The sequence below is a fragment of the Robbsia andropogonis genome (assembly GCF_034047095.1).
GTDB lineage: Bacteria > Pseudomonadota > Gammaproteobacteria > Burkholderiales > Burkholderiaceae > Robbsia > Robbsia andropogonis.
This window is the reverse complement of sequence record NZ_CP139164.1, coordinates 278,232-300,627: the sequence shown is the minus strand read 5'-3', so window position 1 is coordinate 300,627 and position 22,396 is coordinate 278,232. Positions and strand designations below refer to the sequence as shown.

At 58.5% G+C, this 22,396-nt stretch carries 21 protein-coding genes; 14 read left to right on the top strand and 7 right to left on the bottom strand.

Annotated elements, in window-relative coordinates:
• Positions 1-69 precede the first annotated feature (69 nt).
• Entirely contained in the window at positions 70-975 is a 906-nt protein-coding gene (locus SJQ66_RS01285) for a 5-oxoprolinase subunit B family protein (protein ID WP_024903728.1), read from the top strand.
• Positions 968-1,999, top strand: coding sequence for a 5-oxoprolinase subunit C family protein (locus SJQ66_RS01280; protein ID WP_024903729.1), 1,032 nt, complete (start codon positions 968-970; stop codon positions 1,997-1,999). Before SJQ66_RS01285 ends, SJQ66_RS01280 begins: the two co-directional genes overlap by 8 nt.
• A gap of 24 nt (positions 2,000-2,023) precedes the next feature.
• On the opposite strand, the gene SJQ66_RS01275 is transcribed toward SJQ66_RS01280, so the two are convergent.
• From SJQ66_RS01275 to SJQ66_RS01265, 3 genes are all read right to left on the bottom strand, one after another.
• A complete protein-coding gene (locus tag SJQ66_RS01275; protein WP_024903730.1) occupies positions 2,024-3,415 on the bottom strand; it encodes an MFS transporter in 1,392 nt (463 codons plus the stop codon).
• Between the two features lie 137 nt (positions 3,416-3,552).
• A complete protein-coding gene (locus tag SJQ66_RS01270) occupies positions 3,553-4,401 on the bottom strand; it encodes a tetratricopeptide repeat protein (protein WP_320533771.1) in 849 nt (282 codons plus the stop codon).
• Positions 4,402-4,588: 187 nt separating this feature from the next.
• Complete coding sequence (locus SJQ66_RS01265; protein ID WP_046153748.1) at positions 4,589-5,491, bottom strand: sugar phosphate isomerase/epimerase family protein; 903 nt, start codon at positions 5,489-5,491, stop codon at positions 4,589-4,591.
• A 785-nt stretch (positions 5,492-6,276) separates the two neighbouring features.
• On the opposite strand from SJQ66_RS01265, the gene SJQ66_RS29540 reads away from it, so the two are divergent.
• Together SJQ66_RS29540 and SJQ66_RS01255 are read left to right on the top strand one after the other, a co-directional pair.
• A complete protein-coding gene (locus SJQ66_RS29540) occupies positions 6,277-6,897 on the top strand; it encodes a rubredoxin (protein ID WP_407691462.1) in 621 nt (206 codons plus the stop codon).
• Positions 6,898-7,067: 170 nt separating this feature from the next.
• The gene (locus SJQ66_RS01255) at positions 7,068-7,451 is read left to right on the top strand and encodes a hypothetical protein (protein WP_320533770.1); all 384 of its coding nucleotides are present in this window, start codon (positions 7,068-7,070) and stop codon (positions 7,449-7,451) included.
• A 17-nt stretch (positions 7,452-7,468) separates the two neighbouring features.
• On the opposite strand, the gene shiA is transcribed toward SJQ66_RS01255, so the two are convergent.
• Entirely contained in the window at positions 7,469-8,785 is a 1,317-nt protein-coding gene (gene shiA / locus SJQ66_RS01250; RefSeq protein ID WP_320533769.1) for a shikimate transporter, read from the bottom strand.
• 364 nt (positions 8,786-9,149) lie between these two features.
• Between shiA and SJQ66_RS01245 the strand changes: the two genes are divergently transcribed.
• Positions 9,150-9,908, top strand: a complete 759-nt coding sequence (locus SJQ66_RS01245) for an IclR family transcriptional regulator domain-containing protein (protein ID WP_046153746.1) — start codon at positions 9,150-9,152, stop codon at positions 9,906-9,908.
• A gap of 66 nt (positions 9,909-9,974) precedes the next feature.
• Here the strand turns inward: SJQ66_RS01245 and SJQ66_RS01240 are convergent, their stop codons facing one another.
• Complete coding sequence (locus SJQ66_RS01240) at positions 9,975-10,874, bottom strand: LysR family transcriptional regulator (RefSeq protein WP_024903736.1); 900 nt, start codon at positions 10,872-10,874, stop codon at positions 9,975-9,977.
• A gap of 163 nt (positions 10,875-11,037) precedes the next feature.
• Between SJQ66_RS01240 and SJQ66_RS01235 the strand changes: the two genes are divergently transcribed.
• The 6 genes from SJQ66_RS01235 to dmpG all read left to right on the top strand — a co-directional run bounded on the left by SJQ66_RS01235 (position 11,038) and on the right by dmpG (position 15,907).
• Positions 11,038-11,988 (top strand): dioxygenase family protein, encoded by a 951-nt coding sequence (locus SJQ66_RS01235; RefSeq protein ID WP_024903737.1) that lies wholly within the window; start codon positions 11,038-11,040, stop codon positions 11,986-11,988.
• Positions 11,989-12,051: 63 nt separating this feature from the next.
• Positions 12,052-12,273, top strand: a complete 222-nt coding sequence (locus SJQ66_RS01230) for a tautomerase family protein (protein ID WP_024903738.1) — start codon at positions 12,052-12,054, stop codon at positions 12,271-12,273.
• Positions 12,270-13,064 carry a 2-keto-4-pentenoate hydratase gene (locus SJQ66_RS01225; protein ID WP_320533768.1) on the top strand — a complete coding sequence of 265 codons (795 nt, stop codon included), beginning with the start codon at positions 12,270-12,272 and terminating at the stop codon, positions 13,062-13,064. Before SJQ66_RS01230 ends, SJQ66_RS01225 begins: the two co-directional genes overlap by 4 nt.
• A gap of 9 nt (positions 13,065-13,073) precedes the next feature.
• Positions 13,074-13,859, top strand: a complete 786-nt coding sequence (locus SJQ66_RS01220) for a 2-keto-4-pentenoate hydratase (protein WP_024903740.1) — start codon at positions 13,074-13,076, stop codon at positions 13,857-13,859.
• Between the two features lie 30 nt (positions 13,860-13,889).
• Positions 13,890-14,846: an acetaldehyde dehydrogenase (acetylating) gene (locus SJQ66_RS01215; protein ID WP_024903741.1), complete on the top strand. Its 957-nt coding sequence runs from the start codon at positions 13,890-13,892 to the stop codon at positions 14,844-14,846.
• Positions 14,843-15,907 (top strand): 4-hydroxy-2-oxovalerate aldolase, encoded by a 1,065-nt coding sequence (gene dmpG, locus SJQ66_RS01210; protein WP_024903742.1) that lies wholly within the window; start codon positions 14,843-14,845, stop codon positions 15,905-15,907. Before SJQ66_RS01215 ends, dmpG begins: the two co-directional genes overlap by 4 nt.
• A 261-nt stretch (positions 15,908-16,168) precedes the next feature.
• Here the strand turns inward: dmpG and SJQ66_RS01205 are convergent, their stop codons facing one another.
• Together SJQ66_RS01205 and SJQ66_RS01200 are read right to left on the bottom strand one after the other, a co-directional pair.
• Complete coding sequence (locus SJQ66_RS01205; protein ID WP_024903743.1) at positions 16,169-18,400, bottom strand: NADP-dependent isocitrate dehydrogenase; 2,232 nt, start codon at positions 18,398-18,400, stop codon at positions 16,169-16,171.
• A gap of 281 nt (positions 18,401-18,681) precedes the next feature.
• The gene (locus SJQ66_RS01200) at positions 18,682-19,653 is read right to left on the bottom strand and encodes a LysR family transcriptional regulator (protein WP_024903744.1); all 972 of its coding nucleotides are present in this window, start codon (positions 19,651-19,653) and stop codon (positions 18,682-18,684) included.
• Positions 19,654-19,847: 194 nt separating this feature from the next.
• On the opposite strand from SJQ66_RS01200, the gene SJQ66_RS01195 reads away from it, so the two are divergent.
• The 3 genes from SJQ66_RS01195 (at position 19,848) to SJQ66_RS01185 (ending at position 22,209) form a co-directional block, all read left to right on the top strand.
• Positions 19,848-21,110, top strand: coding sequence for an MFS transporter (locus SJQ66_RS01195; protein WP_024903745.1), 1,263 nt, complete (start codon positions 19,848-19,850; stop codon positions 21,108-21,110).
• A gap of 41 nt (positions 21,111-21,151) precedes the next feature.
• Positions 21,152-21,571, top strand: a complete 420-nt coding sequence (locus SJQ66_RS01190) for a 2Fe-2S iron-sulfur cluster-binding protein (protein ID WP_081764957.1) — start codon at positions 21,152-21,154, stop codon at positions 21,569-21,571.
• Positions 21,572-21,798: 227 nt separating this feature from the next.
• A complete protein-coding gene (locus tag SJQ66_RS01185; RefSeq protein ID WP_024903747.1) occupies positions 21,799-22,209 on the top strand; it encodes a YidB family protein in 411 nt (136 codons plus the stop codon).
• Positions 22,210-22,396: the final 187 nt, after the last annotated feature.

The following is a 22,396-nucleotide window of genomic DNA, read 5'->3' as shown; positions in this document are numbered from 1 at the left end:
TGCACGGACGGCTTGCTTGTGTGTCCTGAAAATGTCGTCTTTAATCTGCTTTAGTCACAGAGGTTATCGATGTTCTACACGCAACCGCGTTTTCGGCCGGCGGGCGATTCCTTTATAGAAGTCGAATTAGGCGACGAGATGAGTTTCGACGTCAATGTCCGGGTGCATTCGCTGACTGCGTCGATTCGCGCGGCAGGAATCGACGGTATCGTTGAACTTGTTCCGGAACTGGCATCGATGTTGGTGTCGTACGATCCGGATCGCGTTACCTACGAGCGTCTTGTAGATGAGATTCGTCAGTGTGCCGAGGCAAGTGGCGACGATGCCAATGATGAAATGCCGAGTCGCCTTTTCTATGTACCGACCCTGTATTTCGACCCGTGGACAACGGAGTGCGTCGAGGCTTATTGTCGTCAGCATACGGAAAAGGTACCAGATCCGTTACTTCTGGTCAGCGAGAACGGGCTGAAAGATATCGCGGAATTGAAGCGACTGCATTCAGGCACCGAATATTGGGCGGCAGCGCTTGGGTTCTGGCCGGGTCTCTGTTCGTTGTTGCCACTGGACCCGCGATGCCGCTTGAATGCACCCAAGTACAACCCGCCACGGACCTGGACGCCAAAGGGGACGATTGGTGTTGGTGGGGGGCTGTCGTGTATCTATCCCGATCCCACACCAGGGGGGTATCAAATCTTCGCACGCACCCCCATACCCGTGTGGGACAGAGAGCAACGCCTCGCCGCGTTCAAGGAGAGTGTCGCCTTGTTTCAGCCCGGTGATCGCGTTCGTTTCGTACCGATTGATCGGGAAGAGTATGACGACATTGAAGCGAGGGTAGCCGATGGCAGTTACGTGCATCAGATGGTGGACTACCAGACGTTCTCGGTGCCGCGTTATCGCGCGTGGCTGCAATCGCTCGACCCGGTAACCGCATCAGACGGTACAGGACCTTTGCAGGAGACTGTCCATGTTTGAGGTGCTCAAGCCGGGTCTGGAGACCACGGTCCAGTCGCTTCCGGGACGTATCGGTTTTCTCGAGCGCGGGTTTCCGTGTTCGGGGCCCGCCGATGCATGGTCTTTTCGTCTGTCGAATCTTCTGGTTGGAAACCACCGTGACGCCCCGGCTTTGGAATGGCAGTTTGTGGGTCCTACGATTCGCTTCCTGGTTGATGTGCGCATTGCGTTGTCGGGCGCCGATGTCGTGGCAAAGCTGGATGACGTCGTCGTGCCGCTTTGGCAGACACTTCCGGTGCGAGCTGGGCAGACGCTCGTCTGCGCCGGCGCTAAAACAGGCGCGCGCGGCTATATAGCGATATCGGGTGGCGTCGTTAGTCCGACAATCCTTGGATCAAGTGCTACCTTTCATATGGCCGGTATCGGTGGCCCATCGGTCGGTGCGCTTAAAAAGGGCGATACTGTTGCGATAGGCGCGAAAGGTGACGATACCCCTCTTTCAGCGAACGCTTCCCTTTGCTACACGGTTCCCCAGGCCGCACGACCACCGATCGATGCGGCTGATCGAGACAGGTCCGACGATCGCATTGCCGCGTTGCTCGGCCCCAACGACGCTTGGCTTGACGCAGCCGGCATCGCGCGATTTTACGACAGCGATTGGACGGTGCTCCCGCAAAGTAATCGCACGGGAATCCGCCTCAAGGGGCCGGCGTTTACCTTTGCGCCATGTGCGTATGACAAGCGCCCCGAGCACGGCACCGATCCGTCGAACATTCTCGATCACGGCTATCCATTGGGTGGCATCAGCATAGCAGGGCAGACCCCCATCGTGTTCGTGCAGGATTCGCCTACTGCGGGCGGTTTCATCGTGCCGTTCACGGTGCCGAAGGCCGATCTATGGCGCCTGGGCCAGGCGCGCCCGAACGAGACGATCCGATTCAAGCAAGTGTCTCTGGCTGAGGCGCAATCGGCACGTCGCAAGATCGATGCACTATGCCAGCCAGAAGCCTTGCGCGCCGTGGCGACGTCGGAGTGCGACTTCTAGGGCGCGTGTGGTCTTGCAACCGACTTATCCGTTCACCGATGCAGGGCGCAACGGATCAATCGGATGCACCGTGCGTCCGCGATGCTTTACGAGCAGCGCCACGCAGGCAACGACGCCTGCTAATGCCACCGTCGCAAAAACTCCGCCGAACGTAAAGTGCCGACGGCCGAGTTCGGCAACCAGAAACGATCCCGCGATGCCGCCAAATCGCCCTATGCCGAGCATCCACGAGACGCCTGTACCACGACCCTGCGTGGGGTAGAACGCGGCGGCAAGCGCAGGCAGCGACGATTGCGCCGTATTCATCAGCACGCCCGCGCAAAACACGACGAGTACCAGTAAACCGACATGCCCTAAGGCCTGTCCCACCGCTACCATACTGACGGCCGTGAGTGCATAGCAGAGTGCAATGATTCTATCTGCGTTGAAGCGATCCATCAGATAACCGCATAACACCGCACCCACGCCGCCCAGCGGGAACAGCGCGGATATCAACGCGGCATGGGCAGGTGCGACGCCGCCTTCGCGCAGCAGGATGGGCATCCAGTTGATGGAAGCATAGAAGATGACCAAGCCCATGAAGTAGGCAATCCACAGCATCAACGTGCCAAGCAGATAAGGCCGCGATAGCACCAGTCGCAGACCACGATGACCTTCCGCGTTGCTTCTGGCATTGTCGCTTGTCGTTTCCGTTAAAGTGAATGTCGCCGTTGGATCGAGGGAAACCGCAGCGTGAGGCCAGACACGTGCCAAGGTCCGTCTAATCAGTGCATTGTCTTGAAGGCTGGCAATCAGATAACGGACCGATTCAGGCAGCGCCGCCAATAGTACGATCAATAGCAGCAATGGGGTAACGCCGCCCAGGATCAGCACGCTGCGCCAACCGAAATGCGGGATCATCCACGCGGCGAGGAAACCTCCGAACGCGGCGCCTAAAGGAAAGCCGCAGAACATCAGATTGACGAGCGTCGCGCGCTTCTGCCGAGGGCAATATTCATTCATTATCGTTGCTGCGGTCGGCATGGCGGCGCCGAGACCGATGCCGGTCACGAAGCGCAGCGCGGTCAGTTCGATAAGATTACCCGCCTGCGACGATATCAGGCACGCTATCCCAAAAATGGCGACGGCACCGGACAGGAGGGCGCGACGGCCCAGGCGATCCGAGAGCGGTCCCGCGAATAATGCACCACAGGCAAGGCCGAACAGTGCGGCGCTTAGCACCGGGGATAGGGCGGCACGGGCAACGCCCCATTCGCCTAACAACGATGGTGCAATGAAGCCTATAGCCGCTGTGTCGAAGCCGTCGAGTAGCACGACCAAAAAGCACATTGCAAAGATCAACCACTGTCTTGCCGACAGCGGCTGTTGATCGATGAACTGCTGTACATCGACGGATGGTTGTATATGAGATGACATTGGCTTCCCCGGACTGTTCGACTATCGAACAGCATTTCATTGAGCGAACATTAGAGGTGTCAGCTTACGAAATCGCGACGTTTGCGGTCAGGTGGGTTAACCCGCGCAGCGGCACGTCAGCGGGGCCGTCAGGGCAGTCAAACCGCGGAGGGAACAGGCTCGGACGGTGCTCCGGCAGGCGCGGGATGGGGCACGTACGGCGTACTTGGCGGGGTGCGCCGCGGCGCTGCGGTGGTACCGTCTGTGGCATGATGCCCCTCTGCCTTCAAGCGCTCCGATACTTCCGCATACTTGCCGATAGCGGCAGGGTCGCCTTGCGCGGCGGCCAGCGCATACCACAGCTGCGCCGATACCAGGTCGACCTTGACGCCGTCACCGCCTTTCTCATAAAAGCTGGCGACGATATATTGTGATGTCCCGTCGCCCTTGCGTGCCGCGCGCAGATACCAGGTAAACGCGGCGTGATAGTCACGCGGCGTACCGCGGCCGTCCATGAACTGCGTCGCCAGTGCGATTTCCGCGCCAACGTGACCGTGGCGTGCGGCGCGCAAGAACCATCGGTGCGCGAGTGTCGGGTCCGATGGCACCAGTTGCCCATCGTTGAAGATCTTCGCGTAAATGTACTGGGCGTGTGTCATATTGGCATCGGCGGCTTTGCGCAGCCACTGCAACGCTTCAGGCAGATTCGGCTCAGTGCCTTCGCCATTGAGTAACATCATCGCGTAGTCGAATTGCGCGATGCGATTGCCACGTCGCGCCGCCTCGCGAAACTCACGTAGTGCCACCGGATAGTTGCTCTGCGCATAGTCCTGAAGCGCTGTCGACAACGTGGGATCTTGCGCAGCGTCCTTTTTATGGGATTCCGATGCAGTTGTTCCGGATTCAGCCGACACGGTGAGCGGCAGCATTGCGAACCCCACTACAACGCGCAATGCGAGCCAGGCAATTATTTTAGGTAAGGCATGGCGATAGGGCGGCGGACGCATGGGATGGCTCGGCAGGCTTGGAACGTGGCGTCTTCATCATAGCGAAAGTCTCCGCAGCTGTATTCATCGACAAATCAGCGTGGGGTGAATAACCACATTATTGCGGCGTGACCATCGACTATCATGCCAGCCCTGCCTATGAGCGCGTAATATTGCACGTGCCGGATGCGATATGCCTCAGCGTGCTTCAGTGAGAGACGTGCGCCGTCGCCTCGGTGATGGATTTTGCCACGGTGCGACGCAGCGCCGACATGGCTTCACGCGCCACCTCCATTGGATCCCGTGCTTTCATCGCGTCATTGAATACTTCCAGTCCTATCGGGCCTTTGTAGCCCGATTCAAGCATCGTTGCGACCAGGTCTACTACCGGGAAGCGTCCCTGCCCCGGAAGCAAGCGGCGATGCCGTGCAATCTGGATAATATTCGGGAGATCGATTTCTTCCATGATATCGGAGAGCTGCAACAGGAAAATCCGATCCATTGGAATGCCTTGAAGGTCCCTCACATCACGTCCTCGCGAGAACATATGGAAGGCATCAACGACCAACCCCATATTCGGCTCGCCTACCGCCTGAATCGTTGCCCATGCGGCCGGTACGGTGTAGGTCAGTGTGCTCCACGCCATCCCTTCATACGCCACCCGCAAGCCACGCGATGCAGCTTCACGGGCCAGCCACCGAAGGTCGTCCACGACGCGCTCGGCCACGCAGTCCTTGTGCGTGCACGCGGGTGTGAGCACTGTATCGGCACCAAGCGCCGTGGCCCGGTCCAGCAACGCGATCGCTTCCTGCCGCTTGGCATCGCGGATCTCGTCGGGCGCGCCGTCGAAGTCGAGCAAAACCTGATGATCGGTTAATCCCAATCCGATTTGGCGCATATGCTGCCCCAGTGCTTGCGCGCCAGCGTCATAAGCCTCTACGTCCTGGCGCCACAATTCCACTTGGGCGAAGCCGGCCGCTTTCGCCGCCGCGAGTTTGTCCGTGGTGGGGCCGCCCAGCAGGATCGTATTGATGAAAAACGGATTCGAGAGATCACGCAGCACCGCCTCGGTGTCATGATTCAGGTTTGTCCAGTCGGTGTTGGTCGTCATCACGGCCCCTCTCAAAAAAACGCGCGTCCGATTTGCTTTTATCAAGTCGATCAACTGGCTCGCCGTCCTCGTTTTGTTCGCTCGCACGAGGGACAAGCCAGGTCCGCAGACGAGTAGGTCTTCGGGGAAACTACCGTCGGTTAGCGGGACAAGAAAGCGGACGCGCTTCATGGTGTCCACAGCATAGTCCGATGTGCTGCAGGGGCGCTGTGGACCTCTCAACGATTGTCCGATAATCGCGCGAATCGCGCGTTGATCAATCGTAATTAGGGTTTACGCTTTTCCGTTCGCTACAATGTTGACCTGTTCATGACGTATGGGTGGAAAAAAGCGTTGTATTTTCTGCCGCCGTGGCACTTGTCGAGATAAAGAATCTCGATCGAGGGGTTTCACGAAGCGCGAATTCCTTTTAGACTGCGACGCGAAATCCAGCACCCCGCCCGCTGTACCACGGGTGCGGTAGCCACATCGAATGATGTGGATCAAGTCAGTCAGTCCGGTACGTTGACATACCTTGACTCCGCTACTACCGTTCGATGTGCGGGACATTTTTCCACAGGTTGCAGACCTTACCGGTGGTTGCCAGGCATATATTCTGGCAATCGTCGGACGGTAATGACGACCTTAAACGACAGTTGACACCATGCAGGCGACCTCCACTCACACAAAATCATCGCGTTCCCTTTCGTTGATTCAAGTCCTGATGCTGGTCGGTATTGCCGGTTCTGGTGCCGCAGCGCTGTGTGCCTATCTGGCCGATATATTAAAGTGACGCCGGATCATTCATGTACAAGAAAGGCGTCGTACTCGAACTGCAATTTCCGGGAAAGCGGATGGTGCGTACCGGAACGTTGCAGGCTAACAGCGAGGGGTCGACCTCGCCCGTATCGCATGACAATACAGCGCGCTCAGCGATACCCACGTATGCGTTGACGTTGACACCTGATGAGGCGCGCGCACTTCTGGATCGATTGCGGCAGCGTCTAGTCAAGGAAGACATCAGTGCGCCCTTCGTATTGAGTTTGGGCGAACACGACAATCATGCCGATACGGTGCAAAGCAAAGTAGCAATATCAAGAACCCCCCCGCGCAGGGAAGGGGACTCCGGTGGGCACCCTGCTGCTACGACGCACGCTGCGGCAGCAGGGGCCATGTTGCTTGCGGCTTCCGCCAGCGCAACAACTGCCGCCGTTGCTGGGACACTTGACTCGCCTGATGTGCGGCATAACGAAGACGTCGCATTCAAACAATGGGTCTGTGTGATCTGCGGCTGGATTTATGATGAAGAAGCGGGCTTGCCCGAGGAAGGGATTGCACCCGGTACGCGCTTCGAGGATATTCCCGACGACTGGCGGTGCCCGCTATGTGATGTAGGGAAAGCTGATTTTGCCGTTGTCGCGTTTTAAGCGGCCACTTGGTTTGAAAGCGTCGAAGGGTAACGTGTAAAACGGCACGGAAGTTGCTCAGTACAGTAGAGCCAACCCGGCTTGCTTACTGTGGGGTGACCTCGTCTCGCGCATTTGCGTGCCGACGTGGGCGGCTCCATCAGCGACGAGATAACAGAGAGACTGCTTCCATGCGTGCCATCCTTCGTGCCATTCCCCGCTGCTTTTCCCCCCGTCTTTCTTCCGCCAGCCGTGATGTGTCAAGCGCATGCATCCAGCTTCGCCCGTTGAACGAGAATGCGAGCGACGTGCTGCATCAGCGCGCGTATTCCCGATCAGGTGCCGTGCCGATATGCAGGATGACGGCATGTCTGTTGCTGCCGGTAGTGGCCGCGGCGTACATGAATTCGGCGCACGCCGCGACGGAAGAGGAACAGGCAAAAGCCTGCAGGGGCGATGCCATGAAGCTCTGTTCCGATGAAATCCCGAATAAGGAGAAGATCGCTGCCTGCTTGCAGAAGAAGCGTAATCAACTTACGCCTGCCTGCCGTGCGATGTTCAAGAAATCAAAGTGACGTCACGCCTGCGCGGGTCATCGTGTCTTCATCTTCCAGGATACGAAAAACGAAATAATACAACCCGCCAGTAGATAACCCGCTACTGGGTGCCAACTACCGCCGGCCATACCGACTAGTCCGACTGCAATGAAGGGGGTGAAACCCCCGCCGACCACGCTTGCGACCTGATATCCGACACCCGCGCCGCTATAGCGGAAGCGGGTACCGAAGAGTTCAGTGAACAAAGGTTGCTGCACTGATACGACCATGTCATGGGCAACATTTGCCAATAACACGGCACAAACCACGATCCAGACTGTTGAGCGTGCATCCAGCGCCAGAAAGAATGGAATCGCGCTTAGTGCGCCAACCAATGCGCCCAACATGTACACCTGGCGGCGTCCATACCGATCCGCGGCCCAGGCGAAAACAGGGATCGTGACAATGCTGATCGCCCCAACTGCGAGGCCGATATTAAGGAAGAACTGGCGGGGCATGCCGAGATTCGACGTCGAGTAGCTGAGCGCGAATGCGGTCACGATATACATCGTGAACAATTCCGCGAGCCGCAATGCGATGATCAGCAGGAAGGCCTTCGGATTTTCGCGCAAGGCTTCGAAGATCGGTAACCTTGCCGGTTGCTTGGATTGCGTCACCACGTCTTTTTCGAAGGCTTGCGACTCATCCATGGTCGTCCGGATCCACAAGCCGATAGCCACTAGTACAACGCTGAAGAGGAAGGGCAGGCGCCAGCCCCATATACGGAAGGCGTCGTTATCGAGCGTTGTATTCAGTATCGACACAATTCCGGTGGCAAGCACGAGACCGACGCCATATCCCACCTGCACACCGCAGCTATAGAACGCCTTGCGTTTTTCCGGCGCAGATTCAACGGCAAGTAATGCGGCACCGCCCCATTCGCCGCCAACGGCAAACCCCTGAATGGCGCGGAGGACGATCAACGACACGGGCGCCCACCAACCGATGCTGGCATACGTCGGGAGCAGGCCGATCAGCGCGGTGGACAGACCCATTAGCGTGACGGTCAGGACGAGCATCCGCTTGCGGCCCAGCTTGTCGCCGTAGTGACCAAATACGAAACCACCCAGCGGGCGGAACAGAAAGCCCACGCCAAAGGTGCCGAATGCCGCGAGCGTGCCCATTGCAGGACTGATTTTTGGGAAAAACTCCGCGTTGAAGATGAGCGCGGCGACAATCCCGTACAACAGGAAGTCGTACCAGTCGACGACCGCACCGACGAAGCTGCCGAGCGCGGCTTTGCGCGCACGCGCGGGGGCGAGCGACATGGCATCGGCATGTTGTTGTGTTGGGCTACGGAGGGCGCTGGTCATGATGGTCTCGATAAGTCGTTGGTCATCGTTATCGGCAGCGGTGCGGAGCATGCCATGCTGTCAGGCGGGACCGATGGTGGGATCAAGGGCTGCGATCACACCATGTCGCGATACAAATTGCAATCGCTTCGGCCCGTCAAAACGCGATAACTGGTTATTTTCAGGCTCGTGTTGCGAACATTTCATCTTGACGAGGCTATCCATGCGAATTGGCCGCACAACAGCCTCGTCAAGGTGTCGCACAAGCACCTCGTTAGCTTAAGGCGATGAGAACACTCATAAAAGCACAGCGCGCCCTTTTTGCGCGATAATCGCTCGTATGCGTTCACTGATTGGATGCGAATGGGGTTAACGAGGGGCGACGATGCTGGACAGACGGGACTGGATTGCGGGGCTGGAGAAGGGATTGGCTATCCTCGAGGCGTTCGATGCCGAGCATCCTCGGATGACACCCACGCAAGCGGCCGCGCGCACGGGATTGACGCGCACCGCCGCGCGCCGATATCTGTTGACGTTGCAGTACCTGGGATATGTGCGGGGCGACGGCAAACTATTCGAGCTGACCCCACGCGTGCTCCGGGTGGGATGGTCGTACTTCGATTCGGCGAGGTTGCCAAGAATGGTTCAGCCTTACCTGCAGCAACTGAGTGCGACGATCGATGAACCAGTCTATGTCAGCGTGCTGGATGGCTGGGAACTGGTGTTCATCGCACGAAACAGCACATCCCGCGTGATGAGCACGGGCTTTGTGCTAGGGGCGCGGGTGCCCGCGCCGCTGACATCGGCAGGGGTGGTCTTGCTCGCATCGCGGGACGATGAGCAGGGATTAGCGCAATGGCTCGATGCGGCAATCCTGACGCCTTTCACGCCATATACGATTACACATAAGGACCGATTATTGGAAAAGGTCCGCCACGCCAAACACGATGGCTACGCTGTGATCGAGCAGCAATTGCAAGTTGGCGTGCGCGGCGTCGCGGTGCCATTGAAAGATCGACATGGGCAGGTGGTTGCCGCGCTCAGCACGAACATGCTGATTGGCAAGGAAACGACGGAGGCCGCCGTGGCGCGTGTCCTGCAAGCGCTACGTGACACCGCCTTGTCTATGCTGAATGTACTGTAACGACGATGCTCATCGCCTGGCAATAGATCGTCGCCGAACGCATCCGTGGAAGCGTCAGCGTGCGGCCTATTCCGAAATCGCGTTGGCGCGCATCCGGCGGATCAATGCCAAAAATGCGTGAAGCGCTGCCGACCGGTCGTCACGTCGGTACAGGCAGCATAACGCGATGTCGCGCAAATGGGGCGACGCGAGTGGCCGATACACCACCCCCGGCAGCCGCAGATTGGCGGCCGATTGCGTCGTTACCGCCAGACCAAAGCGGCTTGCCACCAATGCGATGCATGTGACCACGTCTTCCACTTCCTGCTCTACCTGCAGTCGGACGCCTTCAGCACGAAACGCGGCGGCTACCTCCTGCGCGAGACCATGTACGGGCGCGTTCGGATACAAAATCAGCGGCTGCGCATCGAGCTCGGCGAGCGTTACTGTCTCCCGCTCGCACAGGGGATGTCCTTCGTACAACGCGACCAAAAAGGCTTCTCGGCGGACGGTTTCGACAACGATATCCGGTTCATCCGGCACGAGGCGATTGAAACCGATCGTCAAACGCCGCTCGCGCAGTGCGATAAGTTGCTCGACCTTCGACATATTGTGGCAACCGATCTTGACCTCGGGTCGCTCGATATGGAATGCCGCCAACAGCCTCGGGATGATATTGAGGATGCCAGAGCTGAAAATACCGACATCGAGGCGACCCGCGTATCCCTGTCCCGCCAGCTTGGCGTGTTCTTCCGCACGCCGGGACAGCGCAAGGATAGTGGGAACGTCTTCTAGTAACGCCTGGCCTGCTTCTGTAAGCTCCGCTCCCTTGGTCGTACGCTGAAACAACTGAGTATCGAGTTCCGCTTCCAAGGCACGTATTGCGCGCGTCAGGGGTGGTTGCGCCATATGGAGTCGTTCCGCTGCCCGGCCAAAATGCAGTTCCTCCGCCAGTGCCACGAAATACCGCATTTGTCGCAGATCCATTTTGCTCCACCGTCGATTCCGATACCTGGATGGTATCAAAATTGGGATAAACGGTATTGGACGGTCAGAAGGGCGGCGCGCATCATTGCAAAAAATAATTCAGACGGTTATGGCCGCGTCGTCGCACCGGCCGGGCAGGGGCATCCGTCAATGGGAGGCAGCAATGATCATCGAAAAACAGGAGGATGTGACGCGCGCGGTTCTTGACGAACTGCGCCGGGCATCCAATCCCCGTTTCAAGGAAATCATGTCCGCGGCCGTTCGCCATCTGCATGATTTCGCGCGCGACGCCCGCTTGACTGAACACGAATTTCATCAGGCTTGCGGCATTATCGCGAAGCTGGGGCAATTGACAACGGCTTCCCATAATGAAGTGGTGTTGATCGCCGGTTCCCTTGGACTTTCGTCGTTGATTTGCCTATTGAACAACGGGGATCATGGACAGACGGATACGACCGCGAACTTGATGGGACCATTCTGGAGAATGGATTCACCGCGGGAAGTCAATGGTGCGTCCATCGTTCGTTCAAACACCTCAGGGACGCCGTTGTTCGTCAATGCCTGGGTAAGGGATCTGGATGGCAAGCCGGTGGCGGATGCCGAAGTGGATGTCTGGCATACGTCTGCTGAAGGGTTTTACGAGAACCAGGATCCAGAACAGGCCGATATGAATCTGCGCGGGAAATTCACCACCGACGCGAACGGGCACATCGCTTTTCGCAGCGTGAAGCCTGCCGGCTATCCGATTCCCTTGTCCGGCCCGGTGGGTGAATTGCTGCGAGCACAGGGACGGCACAATATGCGGCCTGCGCATATTCACTTCATGATCTACAAACCCGGATTCAAAACGCAGTTTTCCCAGGTGTATTCGAGTGATGATCCGAATCTCGAAACCGACGTGCAATTCGGCGTCACTCGGGCTTTGGTCGGCCACTATGTCAAGCATCATGGAGGCAGTGAACCCGCGCCTTCGGCCGACATCAAGGGGGAATGGTATTCACTCGATCACCATTTCAAGATAGAAGCGGGTGAAGCACGTTTGCCGGCGCCGCCTATTACCGGCAAGGCGTCTGGACCGCGTCCGGTGTTCAAGATTTTGGCGCGCACGGAATGAGCGCGTCTTCAGGCTCACTGCATCCGCACAGCCTGACCCTGCTCATATACCAAGGAGAAGCTTATGCCCATTGTCCATATCTCGATGGTGGAAGGACGTGATGACGCGCGCATCAAGGAATGCATCAAGGCGGTAGCGCGAACGGTAAGCGAGACCCTTGGCGCACCGCTATCGACGGTACGGGTCTACGCGACCCAGGTACCGGCCGCACATTGGGCGGTTGGTGATGCGACGAAGGACGACATCGACGCCCACAGAAACGACACAACAAAGGATGGACGATGACACCGGACTCGATAGAAAAAGCCGCGTCTGCATTGTCCGAGGCGGCGCGCACCGGCGAGTATCTGCCGCCGCTACGGGAAACCTATCCGGACATCGATATTCCGAGTGCCTACGCCATTCAGCGAATGAACACGGAGCGGCGTATAGCCCAGGGACGGCGTATTGTCGGCTGCAAGATCGGGCTGACATCGGCGTCGGTGCAGAAACAATTGGGCGTCGATCAGCCGGATTTCGGGATGCTCTTCGATGACATGAGCTTTGGCGACAGTGAGCCGATTCCCGCTTCTGTCCTGCATCAACCAAAGGTAGAAGCGGAAGTCGCATTCGTGCTTCGGCACGATCTGAGCATGCCGAATCCGAGTCACCTTGACGTATTGAACGCTATCGACTACGCATTGCCCGCCATTGAGATCGTAGGAAGCCGGATCGAGAACTGGAACATCCGCATCGCCGATACGATCGCCGATAACGCGTCTTCCTCTGCTTTCGTGCTGGGCACATCGCCGAAGAAGTTGTCCGAGTTCGATTTGCGACTGTGCGGCATGGTATTGGAGCGTCGCGGCGATCCGGTATCGGTCGGTGCAGGCGCGGCTTGTCTTGGCAATCCGATCAATGCGGTCGTGTGGCTGGCACGCACGATGGCTTCTTTCGACATGCCTTTACGGAAAGGAGATCTGGTGCTGTCGGGGGCGCTGGGGCCGATGGCCGCTGTCATGCCTGGCGACATTTTCGAGGCTCGCATAAACGGGCTGGGCACGGTACGCGCTGCTTTCGCACTCCCCGCACAATGAGGTAAGAGCATGAGCCAGAATCAGCAAGCAGTCGACATTGAAAAGTACGCGACGCTGCTCGACGATGCCGCACGCGAGGGCCGAGAGCTAGCGCAATTCGATACCGACGAGCAATTGTCGCTGGCGGACGCCTATGCCATCCAATCGGAATCGATCAAAAGACGCGTCGCACGCGGCGAGACGCGGGTGGGCGTCAAGATGGGCTTTACCAGCCGTGCCAAGATGCTGCAAATGGGTCTGTCCGACGTTATCTGGGGACGTCTGACGTCGGGAATGCAGGTCGAGGAAGGCACCGCGATCGATTTCCGTCGTTTCGTCCATCCTCGCGTCGAGCCTGAGATCGCCTTTGTGCTGAAACGATCGTTGCCGGGAGAGGTGACCGGTCCGGAGGCGCTTGCGGCGGTGGAGGCCGTTGCGCCCGCGCTGGAGATCATCGATTCGCGGTACAAGGATTTCAAATTCACCTTGTCGGAAGTCATCGCGGATAACGCGTCTTCGAGTGGTTTCGTCATTGGCAAATGGCAATCGCCGCAGCGCGATATCGGCAACCTTGGCCTAACGTTGCAGATCGATGGCCGTGTGATGCAGGTGGGGTCGACGGCGGCATTGCTCGGGCATCCGCTGCGATCCCTGGTGGCGGCGGCGCGACTGTCGGCGGCAGCCGGCGAGCCCTTGCAAGCGGGCTGGATCGTGATGGCGGGCGGTGCCACTTCCGCGGAATGGCTTGCGCCGGGCCAATACGTCGGCGTTGATATGGAAGGCATGGGCAGTGCCGGCTTCCATGTCACCGAGTGAGCCGTGCGACGGATAACAGCGGAGATAGGTATGGGAGCGACTGTCAAAGTGGCGATCATCGGACCTGGCAATATCGGGACCGATTTGATGATCAAGGTGATGCGTAACAGTAAGCACTTGAAAATGGGGGCGATGGTAGGGGTCGATCCCAACTCGGACGGCCTCGCGCGCGCGGCGCGGCTGGGGATTGCCACGACGTCCGAGGGTATCGATGGACTGGTGAATCTCGATATTTTCAAATCGATCGATATCGTGTTCGATGCCACATCGGCGGGAGCGCACAAACGTCATGACGAGATACTGCAATCGCATGGGGTACAGGTCATTGATCTGACGCCTGCCGCCATTGGGCCTTACGTGATTCCCGCCATCAATCTCGAGGCGGAAGACGCAACAAACATGAATATGGTGACCTGTGGTGGCCAAGCGACCATCCCGATCGTTGCGGCCGTTTCGCGGGTTGCTAAGGTCCACTATGCGGAAATCGTCGCATCCATCTCCAGCAAGTCAGCAGGGCCTGGTACACGTGCGAATATCGACGAATTCACCGAGACCACCCGTAGTGCCATCGAGAAACTGGGCGGCGCGACGCGTGGCAAAGCCATCATCGTTCTAAATCCCGCCGAACCCCCGTTGATCATGCGCGATACGGTATTCGTTCTGTCAGAGCTCGTCAATGAGAAGAAGGTCGCGGACAGCATTGAGGCAATGGTAGCGTCGGTGCAATCCTATGTGCCGGGCTATCGCTTGAAACAGAAGGTCCAATTCGAGATCATCGATAAAGCGGTCAATGTACCTGGCCTTGGACCGCAACGCGGCTTGAAGACCTCCGTGTTTCTGGAGGTGGAGGGGTCAGCGCACTACCTGCCGTCGTATGCCGGTAATCTCGATATCATGACGTCGGCCGCACTGGCGTGCGGTGACATGATGGCACGCCGTCGGCTGGCGAGCGGCGTCGCACGCGGACAGGCGGAGGCTTGGCAATGAACATCGATAAGAAACTCTATATTTCAGATGTCACGTTGCGCGACGGCAGTCATGCGATCCGGCATCAATACAGCATTGCCCACGTGAAGGCGATAGCGTCCGCCCTGGACGAAGCGGGCGTTGACAGTATCGAAGTGGCGCACGGTGATGGTCTGGAAGGATCGAGCTTCAACTATGGTTTTGGCGCCCATAGTGATGTCGAGTGGATTGCCGCGGCTGCGGAAAGTGTCAGAACCGCAAAGGTCGCCACGTTGCTGCTCCCTGGGATCGGCACCACGCATGATCTGCGCAATGCTTATGATGCGGGGGCGCGGGTAGTACGCGTTGCGACGCATTGCACTGAGGCGGATGTCTCGCGCCAGCATCTCGACTACGCGCGCGAACTCGGCATGGACTCGGTAGGGTTCCTGATGATGAGCCATATGACCACGCCAATAAGACTCGCTGAGCAGGCGAAGTTGATGGAGTCCTACGGTGCGACCTGTGTCTACGTCGTCGATTCGGGCGGTGCATTGGGGATGAACGACATCCGGGACCGCTTCAAGGCGCTAAAGGATGTGCTGCAACCCGAAACCCAGACGGGCATGCACGCACACCATAACCTGAGCCTGGGCGTTGCCAATTCGCTGGTTGCGGTAGAGGAAGGCTGCGACCGGATCGATGCCAGTCTTGCCGGCATGGGCGCTGGCGCCGGGAATGCGCCGCTCGAGGTTTTCATTGCCGCCGCGGAGCGTCAAGGCTGGCGTCATGGTTGCGATCTGTATCGGCTGATGGACGCCGCCGACGACCTCGTACGGCCCTTGCAGGATCGGCCCGTTCGAGTCGACCGCGAGACCCTTGCGCTGGGTTACGCGGGCGTGTATTCGAGCTTCTTACGGCATGCCGAGGTTGCGGCATGCCGATACAATCTGAAGACCGTGGACATTCTGGTAGAACTCGGCCGACGCAAGATGGTGGGGGGGCAGGAAGACATGATTGTCGACGTCGCCTTGGATCTTCTGAAGCGCCAGGAAAGGGTAATGGCGGGGCCGCGGACGTCGACGGTGAACGAGGCGCGCTGACGGTATGGATCGATTATTTTCCGCCGGACATTGCACGCCGCGCAAAACGTGATGCAAGGCGCTGCTGGCTGAACTGCGGAACGCAGCCGCTATCTGAACTGACATGTCGGGATAGCGTGGAGACGCTCCTGAGCAACACCATGTCCGTGCGATGCAATGTCGGAATGGCACGTCCTGACCATGGACTGACAATCGCGCTTTGACAAATAAAAAGGGCCGGCAGGTATCAATCCCCGCCGGCCCTTTGCCGTTGCGCGATGCTTACTTCGTCAGCGTCGCCAGCGCCGCGTTCAGCGTGGCGCTCGGGCGCATGGCTTGGCCGGTACGCTCCGCGTCGGGGTGGTAGTAACCACCGATGTCATTGGGCTTGCCTTGCGCGGCAGCCAATTCGTCGACAATCTTCTTCTCATCCCGCGTCAGCGATTGGGCAATGTCCTTGAACTCTGCCTGCAGCGCCGTGTCTTCGGTTTGCGCGGCGAGTGCTTGTGCCCAATACAACGCCAGGTAGAAATGGCTCCCACGGTTGTCCAGGCCGCCCACCTTACGCGACGGTGATTTGTTCTCGTCGAGGAATTTGCCGGTGGCTTGGTCTAGCGCCTTTGCCAGCACATTTGCTTTCGGCTTGTTATACACGGTACCCAGGTGTTCCAGCGACGCAGCCAGCGCCAGGAATTCTCCGAGCGAATCCCAGCGGAGGAAACCTTCTTCCAGGAACTGCTGCACGTGCTTCGGTGCCGAGCCGCCCGCGCCGGTTTCGAACAAGCCCCCACCGGCCATCAACGGAACGATCGACAGCATTTTCGCGCTGGTGCCCAGTTCCATGATCGGGAACAAGTCGGTCAGGTAGTCGCGCAGCACGTTGCCGGTCACCGAGATCGTGTCCTTGCCGGCGCGGATGCGGTCCAGCGAGAACTGCGTTGCCGCTACCGGCGACATGATCTTGATTTCCAGGCCCGACGTATCGTGGTCTTTCAGGTACTGTTGCACCTTCTTGATCACTTGCGCGTCGTGTGCACGATGCTCGTCCAGCCAGAACACGGCCGGTGTCTGGCTGGCGCGGGCACGCGTGACAGCCAGCTTGACCCAGTCTTGAATGGGTGCGTCCTTTACCTGGCACATGCGCCATAGATCGCCTGCTTCCACCGCTTGTTCCAGCAGAACGGCGCCTTTCGATGTCACCACGCGGACTACACCGTCGTTGGCAATTTCGAAGGTCTTGTCGTGCGAGCCGTATTCTTCCGCCTTTTGCGCCATCAAGCCGACGTTCGGTACGCTACCCATCGTTACCGGATCGAACGCACCATGCTTCTTGCAGTCCTCGATTACCGTCTGGTACACGCCTGCATAGCAGCGGTCTGGGATGATCGCTTTCGTATCGTGCAGTTGACCGTCCGGCCCCCACATCTTGCCCGAGTCACGAATCATCGCCGGCATCGATGCGTCAACGATGACATCGCTCGGCACATGCAGGTTCGTGATGCCCTTGTCCGAATTGACCATGGCCAGTGGCGGACGCTGCGCGTACACCGCCTTCAGGTCGGCTTCGATCTCGGCGCGCTTGTCCGCCGGCAGATCCGACAGGTGCGCATACAGATCACCGATCCCGTTGTTGACGTTGACGCCGGCTTGCTTCAATACGTCAGCGTGTTTCGTCAGTACGTCCTTATAAAACTCCGAGACGACATGGCCGAACATGATCGGATCGGACACCTTCATCATCGTTGCTTTCAAGTGCAGCGACAGCAATACGCCTTGCTTCTTCGCATCGGCGATTTGCTCGACGATGAAAGCGCGCAGCTTGTTCTTGCTTAGCACAGCCGAATCGATGATTTCACCCACCTTCACCGCGGTCTTTTCCTTCAGAACCTTGACCGTGCCGTCCTTGCCAACCCATTCGATACGGACCGTGTCGGCTTCGGCGATCAGCGCGGATTTTTCGCTGCCGTAGAAATCGCCACTCGTCATATGCGAGACGTGCGACTTCGAATCGGCCGACCAAGCACCCATCTTGTGCGGGTGCTTGCGGGCATAAGCCTTCACGGAGAGCGGTGCGCGGCGGTCTGAGTTACCTTCGCGTAGCACCGGGTTCACGGCACTGCCCTTGACGCGGTCGTAACGTGCCTTGATGTCTTTCTCGGCGTCGTTCCTGGGCTCGTCTGGATATTCCGGCAACTTGTAGCCTTGTGCTTGCAGTTCCTTGATGGCCGTCTTCAATTGCGGCACCGAGGCGCTGATGTTCGGCAACTTGATGATGTTCGCTTCCGGCGTGGTGGCCAGCTCGCCCAGTTCGGTCAGGTCGTCGCTTTGCTTGTGCGCGGCATCCAGGATGTCCGGGAATTGCGCCACGATACGACCAGCCAGGGAGATGTCGCGGGTCTCCACGTCGATCCCCGACGAGTGCGTGAACGCCTTGATGATGGGCAGCAGCGAATAGGTCGCGAGCGCGGGCGCTTCATCAGTCAGGGTATAAATGATCTTCGACGTCTTGGACATTTTTCTGATTACCTCGGTTTCCACATAAAGGTGTCGCCCGATCCCGCGTCTCGCATCCACTGGCGCATTTTACAGGCCGTACGGTGGTGTGCCGGGCGGGCTTCCGGGTGAGGACCATGAGCGGGTTCGAGTATAGCAAGAATCCGAACAGGTCTTGGGTCTAATATAAGACTTGCACTGCAGCATTCCTCTCTCGCCCCTATTTCGCCCGGTCATTTTCGGATCGGCGAACATGAACGTCGTCTTTCTAAAAACGCTGAAATCCATGCCTGACGGGGGTTTCAGCCAATTGGTGGAAGCCCTGCGTTATGCGGCGGCGGCAGTAACGCCAGGAAATTGCGTAGCAACGGTGACAGCGCTTCCCCTGCATTTACGCAGGACGCACGTGTCAAGGGCATGACATTTCCATCTTCCGCGTCGCCTGGATGGCGGACCGCCAGTGCCAGGCGCGCCTTGGGCGCGGGACCGACAATATCCAGATACTGCACACCGTCAACCCGCACGGTCGCAATGGCGGCCGGGACGATTGAGACGCCCAGGCCCGCCGCCACCAGATTGACCACCGACGATATCTGCGGCGCCTCTTGCGCGAGAAGAGGCGTAAACCCTGCGCCGATGCAGGCTTTGTATACCTCTTCGAACAGTGATATGCCATTCGCTCGAGGAAAAAACACAAAAGGTTCACCGGCAAGCACGGTGAGTGGCAATGGCTTGCCGCAGGCGAGATGGTGGTCGGAGGGTACGATGATTTTCATCGACTCATCCGCGAATCGATGCAGCATCAAGCCGTCGATTGCTTGATCACTGGGGCGAATAAACACGGCATCCAGCCGACCTTCCTGAAGGTCATCAAGCAAATGTTGCGTGTTTGCTTCGACCAGGGATAAAACCACTTCGGGGAAGGCGCGCCGGAAGCGGCGGATCGCCTGCGGAAGCACGGGGTTGAACGATGCCGAGCTGGTGAAGCCCACGCTCAAACGGCCGATTTCCCCTTGTGCAGCGCGTCGTGCGGCTTGCAACGCCCGGCTTGCCGCGCTCAATGCGGCGCGAGCCTCCGGGGCGAACGCCTGCCCAGCCTCGGTCAGGCTCACCCCTTGCGCGCCACGATGAAACAGGCGCACGCCGGTTAATGCCTCCAGCTGCTTGATTTGCTGGCTTAACGGCGGTTGCCCTATACCAAGCCGCGCCGCCGCACGGGTGAAGTTCGCTTCCTCCGCGACGGCGACGAAATATCGAAGATGCCGCAACTCCATACTATATCTCCTGTGTATGGGAGATGAGACTTCCATATATTGGACAGTATATCGCTATCAGCGCACACTATCGAAGTGGCAAGTTCATTGTTGCAAGGTTGATTTTGCGGCGATCCGCGAGCTTGCCGGCAACTTTACAAAGGACGTCGCGACGTTCCCGGTGGATACCGTCCGGGCGGACGCCTGTAACTCCCATGCACTCAAAGATCGTTTCTACCTTCCGCGGCACGCCGCCCTTGTCATCCCCTCCGGCTCCGGTCTGGACCGGCGTTCAACGTGGTTCGGTCGATTACCGGCGGATCAGTCTGGCCTTGTTTCTATCGGGGTTCTCGACATTCTCGTTGTTATATTGCGTGCAGCCGCTGTTGCCGGTGCTGACTGGCGAGTTTCACATCGGTGCCGCGCAAAGTTCGCTGGCGTTGTCGTTGAGCACGGGTTTGCTTGCCTTCTCGATCCTGTGCGCCGGACCGCTATCCGAGCGAGTCGGCCGACGCGGATTGATGTTCGGGTCGTTGATGCTTGCGGCGCTGTGCAACCTGCTGGTTTCGTTTGCGCCGAGCTGGCACCTGATCCTGATCGGGCGCGCGCTGGAAGGTTTTGTCCTTGGCGGCGTGCCGGCAGTGGCCATGGCGTACCTCGCGGAGGAAATCGATCCAAGAGGCCTTGGGATGTCGATGGGCCTGTACGTCGGGGGCACCGCGTTCGGCGGCATGATGGGCCGTGTGGGGATGAGCGTCTTGACCGATTGGTTTTCCTGGCGCACGGCAATGGCGTCGCTCGGCGTCATCGATCTCATTGCCGCCGTGGCCTTTGTGATGCTGTTGCCGCCATCTCGCAACTTCACATCCAAGGTAGGTCTGGGGCCGACGCATCATCTGGCGCTGTGGCGTCGCCATCTTGCGCATCCGATGTTGCCGATGGTGTTCGGTATCGGATGCCTCGTCATGGGCGCCTTTGTCACGATCTACAACTACGCAGGTTTTCGACTGATCGCACCGCCCTTCAACTTGAACAGCGCTGAATCTGGACTGATTTTCAGCGCCTATCTGTTTGGTGTCGTGGCGTCGTCGGTCGCGGGCGGCATGGCTGACCGGTATGGTCGTGGCCCGGTGCTGGTTACAGGGATCGTATTGACCATCGTGGGTGTCTTGTTGACACTGTCACAAGCGCTGGCGATGATGATTGCGGGCATTGTCGCGCTGACCATCGGCTTCTTTATCGCGCACTCGGTTGCCAGTGGCTGGGTGGGGCGTCTGGCGGTGGGCGCGAAAGGCCATGCGTCGTCGCTTTACCTACTCGCGTATTATCTGGGTTCAAGCTTTCTTGGTTCCGTCGGCGGTCATTTCTGGGAGCGGGGTGCTTGGCCGGGTGTGGCGACGTTCGCGCTGGTCCTGCTGGCAGGCTGTCTGTTATTGGGGCTGTGGATGTGGCGGCGCACGACAGCGATGTCCGCGTAAGGCAGCGTTGCCTTGTTGTGGCCGACATTGCACAAAATACGATGATTGAACGATCAGCGGCTAGCGTGAGTGGTGGGACGATCGACAGCAAGGCGGGCGAGCAGGCCCCGCCGGGACATGCGCAGCGGTCATCCGCGAGTGGTGTGTGGCTGACCGTGCTGCCGGCGGGGCGCACCGTACCCGCGGCCCGTGAAACGACAATATTGGCCGCGGCGGCCCGCGAAGGAATGACGCTGCCCAGCTCCTGCCGAAACGGCAGTTGTCGCGCCTGCCTATGCCGTTGTGTGGCAGGTGCGGTCCGTTACGACATCGACTGGCCAGGCGTCACGGCTGATGAACGCGCGCAAGGCTGGATTCTTCCCTGTATTGCCTATCCTGACAGTGATGTCACAATCGACCAGCCGGAAATGCGTAAGACTGCCGACCTGCCTGTTCGTCCTGTTCGATCCCGAGGCTTTTGACGCCGAGATGATCGACGTTTGCCCGAAGCGTTACTGCTTCTCGTGGGATTGTCGATGGTGGCGACCACGTCTTCAATAGAGGCGGTACGGCTGTCTTGTTATGACAGCCTGCAGGCGATGCGGTATGACGTGTCAGTCCTCTCCGGTACAATGCCGCGCCATGAGGCGTATGTCCGTGCTAACAAAGCGTGAACACGCCGCGAAACCAACTGACAGAAGAGGATGCGATGAGCATTTTAGACGGATTGGGTGCCCAAGGCGCCGCAGGCGGTAATGGGCTGGTCGATGCGGCTATTGGATTTGTTAACAGCCAGCCCGGCGGGTTGAATGGTTTTGTACAAAAGTTTCATGACGCCGGTGCCGGGGCGATCGTGTCGTCGTGGATCGGGCAAGGCGCAAACCTGCCTATCGATCCGGCGACATTGCTCACCGTGTTGGGTAAACCGATGCTGGAGGCTTTAGCGTCGAAGGTTGGCATGCCGGTCGAACAATTGACCGGGATATTGGCGATGGTGCTACCCGGCGTGGTGGATCGTGCAACGCCGGAAGGTAAATTACCGGAAGACGGCCAATTGAAATCCGATAATGTTCTGTCTGCCTTGGGTGGCCTTATGGACATGTTCGGCCGAAAGCAGTAATCGGTATTCTGGCAATTGCGTAGCAAGTCCAATTCTTTATCACCGGCTTGCTACGATTGCTATCAGGGTAATCCTTAAAATCGATTGGCGGTGTCACGTCGACGGTTTTTTGTGAGTCGTTGACATACAGCTGATCGTGGATATTTCGAGATACTTGAGTCAACTATAGAAAAACTTCCGTGTTTTT

What these genes read in the sequence shown, in the direction of transcription:
- SJQ66_RS01285 (WP_024903728.1), top strand. Translation starts at nt 70, where the DNA reads ATGTTCTACACGCAACCGCGTTTTCGGCCGGCGGGCGATTCCTTTATA.
- SJQ66_RS01280 (WP_024903729.1), top strand. Translation starts at nt 968, where the DNA reads ATGTTTGAGGTGCTCAAGCCGGGTCTGGAGACCACGGTCCAGTCGCTT.
- SJQ66_RS01275 (WP_024903730.1), bottom strand. Translation starts at nt 3,415, where the DNA reads ATGTCATCTCATATACAACCATCCGTCGATGTACAGCAGTTCATCGAT.
- SJQ66_RS01270 (WP_320533771.1), bottom strand. Translation starts at nt 4,401, where the DNA reads ATGCGTCCGCCGCCCTATCGCCATGCCTTACCTAAAATAATTGCCTGG.
- SJQ66_RS01265 (WP_046153748.1), bottom strand. Translation starts at nt 5,491, where the DNA reads ATGACGACCAACACCGACTGGACAAACCTGAATCATGACACCGAGGCG.
- SJQ66_RS29540 (WP_407691462.1), top strand. Translation starts at nt 6,277, where the DNA reads ATGTACAAGAAAGGCGTCGTACTCGAACTGCAATTTCCGGGAAAGCGG.
- SJQ66_RS01255 (WP_320533770.1), top strand. Translation starts at nt 7,068, where the DNA reads ATGCGTGCCATCCTTCGTGCCATTCCCCGCTGCTTTTCCCCCCGTCTT.
- shiA (WP_320533769.1), bottom strand. Translation starts at nt 8,785, where the DNA reads ATGACCAGCGCCCTCCGTAGCCCAACACAACAACATGCCGATGCCATG.
- SJQ66_RS01245 (WP_046153746.1), top strand. Translation starts at nt 9,150, where the DNA reads ATGCTGGACAGACGGGACTGGATTGCGGGGCTGGAGAAGGGATTGGCT.
- SJQ66_RS01240 (WP_024903736.1), bottom strand. Translation starts at nt 10,874, where the DNA reads ATGGATCTGCGACAAATGCGGTATTTCGTGGCACTGGCGGAGGAACTG.
- SJQ66_RS01235 (WP_024903737.1), top strand. Translation starts at nt 11,038, where the DNA reads ATGATCATCGAAAAACAGGAGGATGTGACGCGCGCGGTTCTTGACGAA.
- SJQ66_RS01230 (WP_024903738.1), top strand. Translation starts at nt 12,052, where the DNA reads ATGCCCATTGTCCATATCTCGATGGTGGAAGGACGTGATGACGCGCGC.
- SJQ66_RS01225 (WP_320533768.1), top strand. Translation starts at nt 12,270, where the DNA reads ATGACACCGGACTCGATAGAAAAAGCCGCGTCTGCATTGTCCGAGGCG.
- SJQ66_RS01220 (WP_024903740.1), top strand. Translation starts at nt 13,074, where the DNA reads ATGAGCCAGAATCAGCAAGCAGTCGACATTGAAAAGTACGCGACGCTG.
- SJQ66_RS01215 (WP_024903741.1), top strand. Translation starts at nt 13,890, where the DNA reads ATGGGAGCGACTGTCAAAGTGGCGATCATCGGACCTGGCAATATCGGG.
- dmpG (WP_024903742.1), top strand. Translation starts at nt 14,843, where the DNA reads ATGAACATCGATAAGAAACTCTATATTTCAGATGTCACGTTGCGCGAC.
- SJQ66_RS01205 (WP_024903743.1), bottom strand. Translation starts at nt 18,400, where the DNA reads ATGTCCAAGACGTCGAAGATCATTTATACCCTGACTGATGAAGCGCCC.
- SJQ66_RS01200 (WP_024903744.1), bottom strand. Translation starts at nt 19,653, where the DNA reads ATGGAGTTGCGGCATCTTCGATATTTCGTCGCCGTCGCGGAGGAAGCG.
- SJQ66_RS01195 (WP_024903745.1), top strand. Translation starts at nt 19,848, where the DNA reads ATGCACTCAAAGATCGTTTCTACCTTCCGCGGCACGCCGCCCTTGTCA.
- SJQ66_RS01190 (WP_081764957.1), top strand. Translation starts at nt 21,152, where the DNA reads ATGATTGAACGATCAGCGGCTAGCGTGAGTGGTGGGACGATCGACAGC.
- SJQ66_RS01185 (WP_024903747.1), top strand. Translation starts at nt 21,799, where the DNA reads ATGAGCATTTTAGACGGATTGGGTGCCCAAGGCGCCGCAGGCGGTAAT.